18 protein-coding genes are annotated in these 14,437 nt (G+C 41.4%); 5 read left to right on the plus strand and 13 right to left on the minus strand.

Translation table 11 applies throughout. The annotated features are described in order from the left end of the window. Nucleotide 1: 1 nt before the first annotated feature. Genes DXC04_RS08725 through DXC04_RS08740 form a run of 4 tightly spaced genes read left to right on the plus strand, consistent with a single transcriptional unit; the run spans nt 2 to nt 1,889 of the window. Nucleotides 2-580: a hypothetical protein gene (locus tag DXC04_RS08725; RefSeq protein WP_117470479.1), complete on the plus strand. Its 579-nt coding sequence runs from the start codon at nt 2-4 to the stop codon at nt 578-580. Then, nucleotides 561-938 (plus strand): hypothetical protein, encoded by a 378-nt coding sequence (locus DXC04_RS08730; protein ID WP_117470412.1) that lies wholly within the window; start codon nt 561-563, stop codon nt 936-938. Before DXC04_RS08725 ends, DXC04_RS08730 begins: the two co-directional genes overlap by 20 nt. Next, nucleotides 938-1,552, plus strand: a complete 615-nt coding sequence (locus DXC04_RS08735) for a hypothetical protein (protein WP_117470413.1) — start codon at nt 938-940, stop codon at nt 1,550-1,552. The genes DXC04_RS08730 and DXC04_RS08735 overlap by 1 nt, the downstream gene beginning before the upstream one ends. Before the next feature lie 52 nt (nt 1,553-1,604). Next, nucleotides 1,605-1,889, plus strand: coding sequence for an elongation factor Ts (locus DXC04_RS08740; RefSeq protein ID WP_117470414.1), 285 nt, complete (start codon nt 1,605-1,607; stop codon nt 1,887-1,889). A 34-nt stretch (nt 1,890-1,923) separates the two neighbouring features. On the opposite strand, the gene DXC04_RS08745 is transcribed toward DXC04_RS08740, so the two are convergent. The 13 genes from DXC04_RS08745 to DXC04_RS08805 form a co-directional block, all read right to left on the minus strand. Then, complete coding sequence (locus DXC04_RS08745; protein ID WP_243111592.1) at nt 1,924-2,244, minus strand: winged helix-turn-helix domain-containing protein; 321 nt, start codon at nt 2,242-2,244, stop codon at nt 1,924-1,926. A gap of 143 nt (nt 2,245-2,387) precedes the next feature. Continuing rightward, entirely contained in the window at nt 2,388-3,260 is an 873-nt protein-coding gene (locus DXC04_RS08750; protein WP_117718928.1) for an ABC transporter ATP-binding protein, read from the minus strand. 4 nt (nt 3,261-3,264) lie between these two features. Continuing rightward, nucleotides 3,265-3,921, minus strand: a complete 657-nt coding sequence (locus tag DXC04_RS08755) for a hypothetical protein (RefSeq protein ID WP_022415113.1) — start codon at nt 3,919-3,921, stop codon at nt 3,265-3,267. Further along, nucleotides 3,918-4,982, minus strand: coding sequence for an ABC transporter permease (locus DXC04_RS08760; protein ID WP_005333443.1), 1,065 nt, complete (start codon nt 4,980-4,982; stop codon nt 3,918-3,920). The genes DXC04_RS08755 and DXC04_RS08760 overlap by 4 nt, the downstream gene beginning before the upstream one ends. A gap of 70 nt (nt 4,983-5,052) precedes the next feature. Further along, complete coding sequence (locus DXC04_RS08765) at nt 5,053-6,255, minus strand: HAMP domain-containing sensor histidine kinase (RefSeq protein WP_117718929.1); 1,203 nt, start codon at nt 6,253-6,255, stop codon at nt 5,053-5,055. Next, nucleotides 6,243-6,917, minus strand: a complete 675-nt coding sequence (locus DXC04_RS08770) for a response regulator transcription factor (protein WP_023921570.1) — start codon at nt 6,915-6,917, stop codon at nt 6,243-6,245. The genes DXC04_RS08765 and DXC04_RS08770 overlap by 13 nt, the downstream gene beginning before the upstream one ends. 94 nt (nt 6,918-7,011) lie before the next feature. Then, nucleotides 7,012-7,329, minus strand: coding sequence for a winged helix-turn-helix domain-containing protein (locus DXC04_RS08775; protein WP_226851781.1), 318 nt, complete (start codon nt 7,327-7,329; stop codon nt 7,012-7,014). Between the two features lie 313 nt (nt 7,330-7,642). Continuing rightward, nucleotides 7,643-8,848: an ABC transporter permease gene (locus DXC04_RS08780; protein WP_117718945.1), complete on the minus strand. Its 1,206-nt coding sequence runs from the start codon at nt 8,846-8,848 to the stop codon at nt 7,643-7,645. Then, nucleotides 8,832-9,722, minus strand: a complete 891-nt coding sequence (locus DXC04_RS08785) for an ABC transporter ATP-binding protein (protein ID WP_008373946.1) — start codon at nt 9,720-9,722, stop codon at nt 8,832-8,834. The genes DXC04_RS08780 and DXC04_RS08785 overlap by 17 nt, the downstream gene beginning before the upstream one ends. Further along, the gene (locus tag DXC04_RS08790) at nt 9,706-10,470 is read right to left on the minus strand and encodes a hypothetical protein (protein ID WP_117718930.1); all 765 of its coding nucleotides are present in this window, start codon (nt 10,468-10,470) and stop codon (nt 9,706-9,708) included. The genes DXC04_RS08785 and DXC04_RS08790 overlap by 17 nt, the downstream gene beginning before the upstream one ends. Continuing rightward, the gene (locus tag DXC04_RS08795) at nt 10,467-10,982 is read right to left on the minus strand and encodes an RNA polymerase sigma factor (RefSeq protein ID WP_117470420.1); all 516 of its coding nucleotides are present in this window, start codon (nt 10,980-10,982) and stop codon (nt 10,467-10,469) included. The genes DXC04_RS08790 and DXC04_RS08795 overlap by 4 nt, the downstream gene beginning before the upstream one ends. Before the next feature lie 103 nt (nt 10,983-11,085). Next, nucleotides 11,086-11,811, minus strand: coding sequence for a M15 family metallopeptidase (locus DXC04_RS08800; RefSeq protein WP_008373954.1), 726 nt, complete (start codon nt 11,809-11,811; stop codon nt 11,086-11,088). A gap of 73 nt (nt 11,812-11,884) precedes the next feature. Next, nucleotides 11,885-12,139 carry a hypothetical protein gene (locus DXC04_RS08805; protein ID WP_005333435.1) on the minus strand — a complete coding sequence of 85 codons (255 nt, stop codon included), beginning with the start codon at nt 12,137-12,139 and terminating at the stop codon, nt 11,885-11,887. A gap of 277 nt (nt 12,140-12,416) precedes the next feature. Between DXC04_RS08805 and ligA the strand changes: the two genes are divergently transcribed. Next, nucleotides 12,417-14,411: an NAD-dependent DNA ligase LigA gene (ligA, locus tag DXC04_RS08810; protein WP_117718931.1), complete on the plus strand. Its 1,995-nt coding sequence runs from the start codon at nt 12,417-12,419 to the stop codon at nt 14,409-14,411. Nucleotides 14,412-14,437: the final 26 nt, after the last annotated feature.

The following is a 14,437-nucleotide window of genomic DNA, read 5'->3' on the forward strand; positions in this document are numbered from 1 at the left end:
AATGGAAGAACTGGAGAGCTGCCTTTCGGGGCTCCTCTCCACCTTAAAGAAGAACCGGGAACATGTGCCTCTGGAAGTGCTGAAGACACAGTATAAGCAGCCGTATGAAGAACTGGTCAGAAACATCAACCTGACCGCTTCTGCCTATGCGAAATCTGTACTGCTCCACCGGCTGGTCCTGAATCCGGATGCGGATGTAGCGGAACAATGTGCCGTCATCAACCAGATGATACAAACTTCCGGGATGCTGAAGAAAATCAGCTCCTGCATGTCCAAAACCTATGATGTAGGACAGATGTATCCTCTGATACTGGAACTACGCCATATGGTCGAACAGGCACTCTGGCCCTACGTGAATCAGGCTACCTGTCTAGTCGCAGATCTGGATGATATAGAAAAAGAACCGATTCTTTATAACCTTTTGACACACGCAGTTTATGAAAATGATACCTGGATTCATCGGGAGATTGACCTACACTGGAAACTGCTGGTACATCTTACTCCCGAACAAAGAGAATCCGTACCACCAGTCAATTATAGTATGAATGGAGGAATTTACCATGAAAGAACAATCATCTAATCCTTGCAAGAAAGTCTCATTTATTTTGACTTATGACCAGTTTGAAGCTGCCTATAACATCTACCGGGAACAATTTATTTCCTGTGACTTCATCCGCCGCTCCTTGGAACGTCTGGAGGAAGGAATCGGACTTTGCAACCTTCCATATGAAACGCTGCATGATGATCCAAACCTTCTTCATGAAGCATACCTGCAGTTTCTCCGACTGGAAGACTGCAATGTAGCTTACAATGACACGCTGGATCAGGTGATTGATGCAATCGAACAACGGCTTGCCACTGGCACCTTATCCCCTGTAAACCTTACGGTTTCCAACCAGAATATGGGTGAAACTTTTGGAACGGAGGTGGATGTGTAATGGCAAATATCTGCTGTGATGATGTAATCTTTTATACAGAAGGAAATCCGGAAGGACTATATGACTTGTGGGAGGATCTGGAAACCTACATCATTCTGAACCAGAATCCTGATTTATGCTGGATTGGCAATTTATTTTCCCACAAGAAAATAGATTCCACCGGAATATCTCTTCGTGGAAATGTCAGCTACATGGAATGGAATGATACGTATATTCTGTTGTCCTTATCAACTGCCTGGTCACCGCTTTACGAATCATATCAGGCAATCGCTGCAGCATATCATCTTTCCTTTGTGATGCAGAGCATGGAGCCTGGAGAACGGATCTACTACAACACAGATGCCGCTCACATTTTCTTTCCTGACCGGTACTGTATCCGCTTATATGAGGAAAGCCTGGTAACTCCATCCGGTATCATCATCGGGGAAAAACTGGAAGACGGAGAACCGTTTGCATCCGAACAGGATGTAATAAATCGGTTTCGGGACTGCGGATATCCGGCAGACACACTAAAAGAATTACGACTTATGCTGGATGAGGATGACATCACCATATTCGAATTTACAAATCCTTATCTTAGCAAGCATACAGAAATCGGAGGAAAATGTGCATGAAACTTTATATCTTAACCAGTTACAACATTATCAGATTTGAAGGAGGAACACCATGACTGATTTGGAACTGGATGTCTGGGATGCATGGCTCAGGGAACGTCAGGAACATCTGGAAGAAACTCTGTCCAATATCTCACCATCGGAAGAACCCTGCCGATATTACCTGCTGACCGGATATCTTCAGGGAATGATCGAAGCCCTTACCATGCTTACAACTGTCGAGGATGGGAAACGCTTCAAGATCAAACTGGAACACTTTCGCCAGAAGCTGCTCCTCTCCGGAGATTACGATGCTGCCGGTAATTATAAACAGGCAACAAAAGAATCTGTTGTTTAAAGACTTCGAGCCGCCCATTTCTGGACGGCTCTTTTTATGCCCGGAACCGGTAGCCTACACCACGTATCGTTTCTATGTAGTGCGGTTCTTCCGGATTTTCTTCTATTTTCTTTCTCAGATTCTTGACTAACCCATAGACACGGTTATCCACTTCTGACTCCGCATCCTCATAAATATGCTGGTAAATCTGTTCTTTTGTAAATACCCAATTGGGGGATGAGACCAGATAAAAAAGCAGGTCATATTCGTATTTGGTAAGATCTATGCGCTTTCCTACCCTTGTCACTTTTCGCTGAAGCTGATCTATTTCTAAATCTCGGAATACTAGCTGCTGTTGCTTTTCAATCTCAACCACCTCTATCGCTCCTTCACAAGCCAGCACAGATTTAATCTTATACAGAATTTCCTCCTCGGAATCAGAAATGGTAAGGATCATCACTTTCCCATGACATCACCTACTTTTCTTAGCATTTTGCTTTCACTCCTCATTAACAATGTTTATCGATTGGTTACATAGATATATGCATCTTCCAAAGTTACGTCACACGCTATACATCCAGTTTCTAACGGCATATTCTCCCCTAACAGTCTTAATCTAATTCCTTCCTCCGTATACTGCTTACTGGAAATATGATATTTTCTTTCTAATTCTCTTGCAAGGCTTTCGTCTTCTGTACAGCATTCCCATACATGCCCTCTTGCCTTATTCAATAATTCCCTCATTGTTCCTGTATACAGGAATCTGCCTTTTTTCATAACCGCAAGCTGATTACAGGTTGCCATCAGATCCTCCACCACATGCGTTGAAAATAATACGGTGCGTTCTTCTGCAAAATCTACCAGTAAATTACGGATACGGATGCGTTCCTCCGGATCGAGCCCTGTTGTTGGTTCATCCACAATTAAAAAATCCGGCTCATGGAGTAATGCCTGCACTAATCCGACTCTTCGCTTCATTCCACCTGAAAGCTGCCGCATTTTCTTTTTCTGATGGTCTGCAAGACTGGTCTTCTCCAGATAGTAATCAATCCTTTTCTTGCTTTCTCTTTTCTCAATTCCAGCCAGATCTCCCATATACTCCAGACATTCTCGAACAGTCAAAGACGGATACAGATCAATTTCCTGTGGCAGATACCCAATCTTTTTCTGTATCTTTTCGTAATTTGCTTCGCAATATAGCGTACCATCTAACAGAACTTTTCCACTTGTGGGTGCAAGCACCGTTGTAAGCACCCGCATCAACGTTGTTTTTCCTGCACCATTTTCACCTAACAGACCAAATATCCCATGTGAGATTTCCAGATCCACATGATCTACCGCTGTCACTCCATTTTTAAATGTTACTGTTAAATCGTCTATTCTTATACTCATAATCTTACCCTCTCTTCTTTAATATCTTAGGAACAAATGCAAGCATCATCCCCGCAAATACCACGCACAGCACCTTCCCGCCAAGCCATCTCCACTCTGTCAGCTTACCGAAATCACAAGTTCCGTAGGAAAATGGTCCCCAGTTTTTCAAAAACTGAGTTGCCTTTCCGGAAATAGAGAAAAACCAGAAAAGCAGCACGACACCCATACCAATCCATCTGTTTCGAACCAGATTGCTGACAGTTACGGAAAGCACACTCCAAAACAAAACAGTTCCGGGAATCGCAATACAATAAATTCCAAACAAGGCACCGCCATCTAATTCTTCTGTCAGATTCACCGGTTTCTGCCAATAAAAGAGTCCATATGCCAACAAACTGATTCCAATCAGATAAGCTACCTGCACAAATAGTCTTTTATAAACTACTCCTGCCTGCTTTTTTAGATTATAAAGGCAGAATACTTCCGAGCGTTTGCTCTGCACTTCCACCAGATAAGTATCTGCACAGAAAACGACTGCCAGAAGCGAAACAGCTCTTTCTACTGCCTGCCCGATTTCATTCGCATATACAACAGGCTGGATTGCACTCAATATCACAACAAAAGCGATTGAATATGCAATTTTATAATATGGCATACATATTTTTACTTCTTTCTTCAATATACTCTCCTCCTTTTCCACATCCACACCGCTATAAACATGAGCAGTATGGATGCTGCCACAAGAAGCAGTTGATTGAGATATACCTGATGTGGCAATTCCGTTTCAAAAAAATTCCCCGGAAATCGAACCATAATAGAGAATGGTCTTGCATGACACTGTCCTTTGCTATCCCATGTCAGCATATTAGAATAAATGATATAAAGAACCAGCGCCGGAACCGCTGGAAGCGGATTCTTAAACAGCAGCGCTGTAACCGCATACACACAGCAGATCATCAGGATGTTCGGCAGGACATACAGGATCGAATTCTGAACAAAATCCAGTATGTTCATAGCAAATCCTGATTTTACTGCCGTGGCGTAACACAAAATGATAAATACGATATTCATAATGACCAGTGCCGCCGTCATAATGAGAAATCCACTGCTTATTTTCCCGGCAATATATTGAAAAGCCGTCATCGGTTTGGTGTGCAGCAATTCATAAGTATTTTTCCTCATATCCTGGAAAAATAAAAACGCCAGCAGAACCGTTGCAAAGAATGCCATATGCAGGCTTGCAAAATCTGTAAATTTTCTTCCGAAATAATAGGAGAATGGATGTTTCTCAAGATTTTCTCTGATATACCGGTTGACTTCCTCCGGGCTTCCCTGATACCATGAAACGTCCTCATACACATAATTGGCACCATTAAAGTGGTATTCCGTTTTCAGATACTGACACGCCTCCGTAATCTTCATCTGTTTCATCTCAGATATCACTGCCTCCGCCTCTACTTCCGACATGCCAAACCCATTCTCTGTGTCCTGAAGTATCTTTACAATCTCTTTCTCCCACAGTTCTCTCTCCTTATCCGGTGTTGCCGGAATACATCCCTCCATAACATCCCCATCGGAGGCCATTTTTACCTTCCTGAAGGTTTCATCCGACTTCACGTAATGAATGGACAGATAGGGTGCAAGTGTCTGGTACATACTGATTAAAACAACAATCAAACCGATCCAGAATATCGGATTTTTAAGATAATTTTTCAGATTCCTTTTTATGATTGCTTTCATAAGTCATCCCGCCTTTCTTTTTTCTACAAACAGCATAGCCTACAAATCACAACAAAAAAACAACAGCCATTTATTTCTGCTGTTGTTCTTCTAATACATAATTTTTAAACACTGCCTCAACTTCCGCACCGCCATCTGCTACATTTTTTATCAGCAGTTTCCCACCATGCCGTTCGCAGTAGATACGGCTGATATACATACCCATTCCAAAATGCTTTAAGTCATCCTGTGGATTCTCATGATAAAACGCCTGTGTCACCCTGTCGATATTTTCCTGAAATCCAATTCCGTCATCCCTGATACTCATTTTCAGATATTGGGGTGTCACTGTCAGCTTCAGCCTAACTTCCTGATTGGCATAGCGGAATGCATTGGACAACAGATTATCCGCTACTTCCATGATGATTTCCGCATCTGCGACCAGAGTTTCCGACTCTCCCACTGCCGTTACCGTGAAGTCCTTTTCTGATTTTTCTTCCATGACTTCTGCCAGCGTTTTTATCTGGCTGATCAACTGCCGGATATCCACCACGGAACAGTTTAATTCCCGTTCTTCCAGTTTCGTCATCTTCCGCATACCATCAATAAAATGGTTCATCCGTTCAATCTGAAGCATACCGCCCCTTAACATCTCCATCATTTTCTCTTGATCAAGCATATCTTCCGGAACAAATTCCAAAAGCATTTCCTGATATCCCCGCATGATTGCAAGCGGCGAGCGGATATCATGGGCAATCGCTGCACGCAGTACCCGCTCATCTTCGATCATCTGCCAAAGTCTACGGTTATTTTCTTCCAACTGCCCACGCATCCTTTCAAATTCCCTGCACAGCATCCCCATCTCGTCCTCGTTCTCATAAGCCATATGAAAATCCAGATCTTCCTCCGCAATCATCTGTGATGCCATCTTCAGTTCCTGAATCGGTCTCTTTAATTTATTTTTGTAAAACAGGCTGACCGCAATTCCACATCCGGCAAAAGAAAAAATCAATACTCCGTACGTCTGAAGGAAATCACAGGTTTCTGAAATATGCCAGTCCATTCTGCTCATTTTACTCTGATTCGGTCTCGGTACCACTACCTCAAAATTTTCATTGCGGTCATTCATTGCCTGATAATACTCGTCCTGATCCACGTACTTCCACCAGACCTCCTCCTGTATCTGCCCGGCAATCTCAATAATTGACACAGAAAGAAAAAAAGTGACAATCAAGCTGAGTATCGTATATAAAACCATTGTCTTTTTCAAGGATAAATTTCTTATCTTTTCCATCGATACCCCATCCCCCATACTGTCTCAATGTATTCTGTCTGCGTATATTCCGCCAGTTTCTTTCTCACTCTCCGGATCAGTTCCGTAACAACACGGCTGTCACCTTCCGCATCATAACCACACACCTTTTCGTATATCCGCTCCCTGTCAAAAACCTGTCCTGGATTCATGGACAAAAACTCAATGATTGCATATTCCAGCTTCGTAAGCTCCAAATCATTTTCACCGATCTGAACCCTCTTTGCTCCATAATCAATACTGAGGTCTCCGTGGAATCTGTATTCAGACTTCCCTTTATGACGCTCCTCACGCTTCAAATGTGCAATAATACGAGCATCCAGTTCTTTCAGACTAAACGGCTTCAGTATATAGTCATCCCCACCGGATAAAAGCCCGTTTACCCTGTCCTGCTCCTCCACTTTTGCCGTCAGGAAGATAATGGGACAAGTTACTTTGCCCCGGATACGTCTGCATACTTCTAATCCGTCTATTTTAGGCATATTGATGTCCAGCAAGATAATATCCGGTTTCTTATGGATTTTTTCCAAAGCATCTGTGCCATCTTCTGCCATCATTACATCATATCGTTTGATTTCAAAATAGTTCTTTAACATCTTTAATAATTCGATGTCATCATCCACGATCAAAATTCTATATGCCACTTTTATCACCTCGTTTTATCAGTATACAACGAAAAAAACAATAAATAAACAACAAGAGAAACACTTCGAGCCGCCCATTGCCGGACGGCTCCTTTTATGCCCGAAAGCGATAACCAACACCACGTATCGTTTCTATGTAGTGCGGTGTTTCCGGATTTTCTTCTATTTTCTTTCTCAAGTTCTTAATCAGACCGTAAATTCGGTTATTCACTTCTGACTCCGCTTCCTCATAGATATGCTGATAGATCTGTTCTTTCGTGAATACCCGATTAGGAGATAACGCAAGATATAGAAGCAGATCATATTCATGTCGGGTAAGCCCCACTGTCTTATCTTCTCTGATTACACAACGCTGAAGCTGGTCTATTTCCAGACTTGGGAATCTCAACTTTTGAATGTTTACATTATCCATAAACTCTACTGTGTTTTCACAGACTAGAACCGATTTAATCTTATTCAGAATTTCTTCCTCGGAATCAGAAAACGTAAGAATCATTACTTTCCCATGGTATCACCTGCTTTTCAACCCTTCCTGATCTTTTTCAAATATCCGGAAATAGTTTATAAACATATCCCGAACGAGTTCACGTGATGTCATTTAATTTCTCTTTTATATAAAGAGGCACAATTACGCAATTTATCAGTAGCCCTCTTTTTTATCCGGATCATGAAATTTCTGCAGTAACAGCCGAAAGTTTCAATAGCTTTATCAGACGTTCGTAATACTATTTCTTCTTTAACCCATATCGACTATAACCTATATATATTAAAGGCAACAGTACAATAAATAATAAGATGTACAGAAACATCAATAACGAAATCTGACGAAATACAAACGAACCAATCTGAAAAAGAATCGGCGTCCTCACTGCATTAAAAATATTAGTCAATACAGTTGGCAGCAAATTGAAAAAAGCATCAAATGCCGGTAATACTCTTGCGATAAACGACATCATACAAAGCAGGAAAAACGGGATACAAATCGCCAGATTCGGTGTATGCATCTTAACTGTCACCAGCATAGTCAACGCAGCACAAAACATTGTCACGATATACCCGCCCACAAGTATCAGCAAATAATATTCTCCATATGTCATAACATAAATACTGTATGGATCATCAATCTGATACGGCGTGAAAAATCCGCTTGTTCCCATTACTGCAAATGAGATAAGAGACAATACCCCCACTCCGATCCAATAGGTAACCGTTGACACAAGTATTCCCGCAAAAATCTTGTTTTTTATTGCCTTCGTTCTTCCATATTTAGTGGCAAAAAAAACATCCTCTGTTCCCGGGCGGAACTCTCCGGAAAATATACCAGCTACCAAAAAACCTATGATCACTGCCATTAACAGTACATAAGTTTGTGCGTACATTGTCATCGTAGTCCAGGAATCTTTTGCTTCGAACATAAAAGGTATTTCTATCTTTTTATAAACGCTTTCCAGATAACTTCTCTTTTCAGGTGTAGTACCATACTCTTCCACTATTTTCTTCATATTGTCCTGATAGATTGTATAGATATTCTGTAGCTGTTCATCTGAAAGCTGATATACTACACTTTCATTCCATTCTGAATCTGGAGTCATTATGCCAATTACAAAACTATAAATATCATAATATGACTGTACTGTTTTTCCATATTCTGTATTTGGTATTTCATCCGGATATTTGGCAGATATCGTCTTGTAATCATTTATTACTTCGGAAATTTTCTCCGCTGTAAGTTCCCCTTTCCATTGATTGATATTTTCAGCCAGAAGCCGTCCCGATTCAATCCCAGTGTGATTTTGCCCCTCTTCATCCACATAGCGCATACTTCCGATTGCCATACCGGAATAAATAATCGTCACCACAAGCACTGCCGCAAGCAAAACCTGATTAACCCGCTTAGAAAAGATCTTTTTCAACTCATATTTGAACATCATCTTTATCACCTGCCTTTTCTCCAAAATACAGAAGAAATGCATCCTCCAGTGTTGTCTCCACCTGTACTGCATTCCTTGCCGGCGGCGTCTTTGAAAGGACTCTTAGTTCCACTCCGTCGGCAACTGTCCTTACATTTCCAGTCAGATATTTCTTCATATAATTATTCAGTTCCCTTTTAGGAACAGTACAATTCCATACTGACATATCCATAGACAAAATAATCTCATCCGATGTTCCTGTATAGAAAAATTTTCCTTCTTTCATCAATATGATTTCATTTGCCACGTATTCGACATCTGACACAATGTGGGTAGACAGCAGGACAAGGCGGTCTTCCGACAATTCACTGACCAGATTTCGGAACCGGATTCTCTCATTCGGATCAAGACCGGCGGTTGGCTCATCCAATACTAATATCCGCGGATCATTCAACATCGCCTGAGCAATTCCGACTCTCCGGATCATTCCCCCTGATAAAGTGCGCATCTTTTTTTTTCGCTTTTCAGCCATCCCGACCTGCTCTAGCAGTTTTAAAGCCCTTTTCTTTGCCACGATGGGACGGAGTCCTTTGATGGATGCAATATACATCATGTAGTCATACACTGAAAGATCCGGATAAAACCCGTAATTCTGCGGCAGATAACCGAGTATCCCTCTATAAGATGCTCCCAAACTGAAGATATCCTTTCCATTCCACAAGATTTCTCCGCTTGTCGGATTTATCGCTGTACACAGCATCCGCATCAAAGTGGTTTTCCCCGCTCCGTTTACTCCCAATAACCCATATACACCTTTCTCCATAGAATGTGTTACGTGATCTACTGCATGTACATCTCCATAAGCTTTTGTTACATTTTTAAATTGCAGTTCCACTCGACTTCACCTCCCAGTTTATTTCGCAGTTACATTGCGATTTGTGAACACAAAAGATCAGATAACCAAACGATATGATCAGCAAGCCAACCCAGATCGGTACCGAAATTTTCTGATAAATAGAATCTGTGGACACAATCAGCGTCCAAATCAGTATGCAGGATATACTTAGAAAAACAGCAATATGCTCCATATCATTCCATTTGCTATACAATAGTCGGAAACAGATACAACAGGAAACATTAAGCGGCACTAGAAAATCTACGATGATCCGGTATGCCGAAATCTGTAGTGTATAAACTGAAATACTGAAAAAAGCTGTAATCATAACCAGATCCACTGCTGCAAATAGCAATGTCCTTGCAGCACAGATCTGGCGCAGTGAATAGAATGCCGTTTTTTCGATCTCGACTGCAGAAAATCTCCGGTTCTTCCAGATTTCAGGTACGATCATCACAGAAAACATCACCGACATAGCCCCCAGTGTCCGCTCTGTATTTGCTCCTCCATCTGAGTCCGCCAGCAGAATCCAAAGCAGAAACAGGATTCCTCCCTGCAGGGCCCACCATCTTTTCTTGATAAATTTGAACTGCTCAAATAAAAATTCGAAATATGACGCCCGTCTGTTATCCTGACGGCTCACAATGTCTGAACACCGTTCCATTACTGTGCAAACTGCCGTTTCCTGTATATATTCCTTCTGTATCAAGGATTTATACTCCTTGATTTTTCTCTGATACTGCTTCAATCTCTTCCCTCCTCCAACTGTTTTGACAGTAATTCTTTTGCTTTCGAAACACGATATTTTACAAGTGATAATTTTATATGTAATAAATCAGAAATTTCTTTTTGTTTTAACCCCTGAAAGAAAAACAAGATTGCCGTCTCTTTTATTTCTTCCGGAAGCAGATCCAACGCCCGTTCTACATCAAGCCGGATTTCTATTTCTGTCAGATTATCCTTTTCTATATCCGGCAACTGATCCAATAATATTTCCTTCTTTTTTTTATAGTAGTTTTTAATGATATTTCCCGCTATGCTGTATAGATAGCTCTTCGCCTTTCCTATTTCAGCTCCGCTCATCAGCGCTCCGAAAAACCTCACAAAAGTTTCTTGTACCATATCTTCTGCACATTCTTGATTGTGGATGTGCAGAAAGCAATATTGATAGATAAAAGAATAATATTTTTCAACAAACTGATTACCTGCATGGTTGTTGCCGTTTCTGATTTTCTGTAGTAATAAGAAGTCAGAAGTCATCTCATTCCTCCTTCCTCATTTGCCCCCTATATTTTACCCTCCTATATACTAAGACACCTAACAAGCATAAAAAGTTAGTTAAAGATAAATTATTTTTTAATTTTTATTTTAGAGTCTCGATATACTCCTCCAGACACAATCCTTTTTTCTGCATTTCCAGGGCAGCATCCACCCCTACATACCTATAATGCCAGGGTTCATTGTTCACTCCTGTAATTTCTATCTTATTATCAGGATACCTTTTAATAAAACCATATTTATATGCATTATTGGCAAGCCATGTATAAACAGCATCCGAAGAACACTTGGACGTATCCGCATTGATATCAACGGCTATCCCAAGTTCATGCTCACTTGTTCCAGGTTCGGCAACATATTCTTTCGCAAGTTTTTTTGCCTCCCCACGTGAATAGCCTTCATCCTGATACTGCTGAATTCTCTCATTCATAATATCTTTCTGATCCTGAGTTGTCCTGTACCCTTCCCTTACAAATAATTCAAGTCCCTCCGCTCTGGCATCATCAAACATCTGCTGAAGCTGAGGATAGATTCTCGAATCCACTTTTTCTCCGTTTGATAATTCTGTGAGTTCTACCTCATAATTACGGGGAACACAATAATCGTCATTTACAAGAATCAAGTTCCATCCAAAAGAAGTATCAGCTTCCCTTCTAAATAGATTGAAACTGTTAATCATCGGAATTTCACCCTGAATCGCCATATACGAAACAGCCCGCAAAAGCACAAATCCCAATATAAACACTAAAGCAACCACAGCGATTTGCTTCAAAAGTCTCTTTCGCCTGGTATACCGTTTATAACTTCTCATGTTTATCACCTTCAATCTGCTTTCAAATTTAATAATCTATATTTTATGACAATTCAGCATATAGAAAAGTTAGTTATTCGTGAAAATTATTTTTAAATTTAGAACTTGCATAACCACTACGATGTAAAAACAGTTTAGAGGCATTTATGACAGAGATTGATTTTATCTGGTTTTCGACTTTCTCCACGAAAGTGGCAAAAAATACCTGGCTACGAATTCCTTCGCTTAGGGCAAATCTGAAATCCTGAACGCTTTTATTCCTGTAGCCGACAAATTTGTCATCAACATAAGGCAAAAGCTTCATTGAGGAATCTATTTCATTTGACATATACTACATCTAGTGTTATACTGTTCTTATATCAATTATTTGTGTCAATCTGGAAAGGATTTATCACACGCAGTTTAGGTTTGAAACGTAGTCAGGAGTTTTCCTATGCCCAACAAGCAGCAGGGACTTCTGGCTTTTTTTATTTTGCAGGAAACTGCATCTATTTTGAGAATGAACATAAGCGTCATTCTCTTTTTTTATGCCTGAACGCAGGGAAAGGAGGATTACGGAAACAAATGATTCCGGAACTGGCACGCCACAAAAGAAAGGAGACTCTATGTCAGTCAAAAGAATTAAGAATCTTGTAAAACAACTCAATGAATACCGTCATGCCTACTACAATCAGGATGCCCCTCTGGTATCTGATGCCGAGTATGACCGACTCTTTGACGAACTGAAGGAACTGGAGGAACAGACTGGTTTCATCCTGTCAAATTCTCCGACACAGACGGTTGGATATTATCCGGTCAGTGAACTTGCCAAAGTCACCCATCCGATTCCACTGCTCTCGCTTGAGAAAACAAAACTGATTTCAGAGCTTTTAGATTTCATGAAAGGACAGGAAGTTCTCTTTATGCTGAAACTGGACGGTTTGACTACCAAACTCATTTACGAAGATGGCAGACTGATTCAGGCTTCTACCCGTGGAGATGGTGAAGTGGGGGAAGATATTACACACAATATCCCGGCATTTTTAAATGTACCGCTTACCATTCCACACAAAGAACGTCTGGTCATTACCGGTGAGTCTTTTATACCAACCAATGATTTTGAACGTCTGAAAGATACTCTGCGTGATGGAAATGGAAAACCTTATAAAAACGGACGTAATTTTGCTTCCGGATCAGTACGAAGTCTTGATCCGAAGAACTGTATCGGACGTTGTGTTCGCTTTCTTCCGTTCAATGTATTAGAAGGAATGGAGGATGTTCCCTTCCCGGACAGCAGAGCCTGCAAATTAGAAGGTTTAACACACCTGGGCTTTGGTTACTGCCCGTTTTTCTCAATTTCAGGAACCGGACTTTCAAAAGAATATGCGGAGAAATTCATTCAGGAATTGGTATCCACAGCAGCAAATTTACATCTTCCTATCGATGGCATTGTCATGATTTTTGACAGTCTCAGCTACTCCAAAAGCTGCGGAAAAACCGGACACCACTATAAGGACGGCCTCGCCTATAAGTTTGAGGATGACACCTATGAGACAGTCCTGCGAGAAATTGAATGGACTCCAACCCGTTTTGGCGAGATTGCTCCGGTCGGCATCTTCGATACCGTGGAGATTGACGGCTGCGATGTTTCCAGAGCTTCCCTTCATAATCTGACCTTTATCAAAAATCTGGAGCTTGTACCCGGATGCCGGATTCTTGTTTCCAAACGAAACATGATCATCCCACATATAGAGGATAATCTGGATCGCGGAAGGTATACCGACATCACGCCTCCGGTCTGCCCCTGCTGTGGTTCCAAAACCAGAACCTACAGCCGTAAGACCAGCGACGGTCGCACCGTAGAAACTCTGCATTGTGATAATCCGCAGTGCGACAGCCAGATTACAAGAAGGTTTGTCCATTTTGCCAGCAAGAAGGCAATGAACATCGAAGGACTGTCAGAAGCCACTTTGGAAAAATTCCTGAATCTGGGCTATCTGCACTCTTTTCAGGACATCTATCATCTGGAGGAACACCGGGAAGAAATTGTGGCACTGGACGGATATGGTGAGAAATCTTTCGACCGCTTATGGGAATCCATCAACGCCAGCCGGAGGACCAGCTTTGTCCGCTATCTGGTTTCCATGGATATTCCTATGATTGGCAGAACCAAAAGCCGGATTCTGGACAACGTATTTTCCGGAGAATTAGCTGCATTTGAACAGGCGGCTGTCGGAGATTACGACTTCACTCAGTTAGAGGATTTTGGCGAAATCTTAAATCACAACATCCATTCCTGGTTTGCAGATGAAGCAAATCTTGATTTATGGAAAAACTTACAGAACGAATTCACATTTGAACAAAGAAAGGAAGAGCCCATTATGACAAAAGAAAACAAATTTACAGGATGTACCATCGTAGCAACAGGGAAACTGGAGCATTTTACCAGAGACGGTATCAACGATAAGATTCTGGAGCTTGGTGCCAAACCTGGCAGCTCTGTAACAAAGAAAACCGATTACCTGATCTGCGGGGAAAAAGCCGGCAGCAAACTGGCAAAAGCCCAGAGCCTTGGTATTCCAATTCTTACAGAAGCTGAATTTCTGGAGATGATTGCATAACCATCTCTGCAATAGATGAGAATTAT

Origin of the sequence: Dorea sp. OM07-5 (assembly GCF_003481355.1) — a bacterium.
GTDB lineage: Bacteria > Bacillota > Clostridia > Lachnospirales > Lachnospiraceae > Dorea_D > Dorea_D hominis.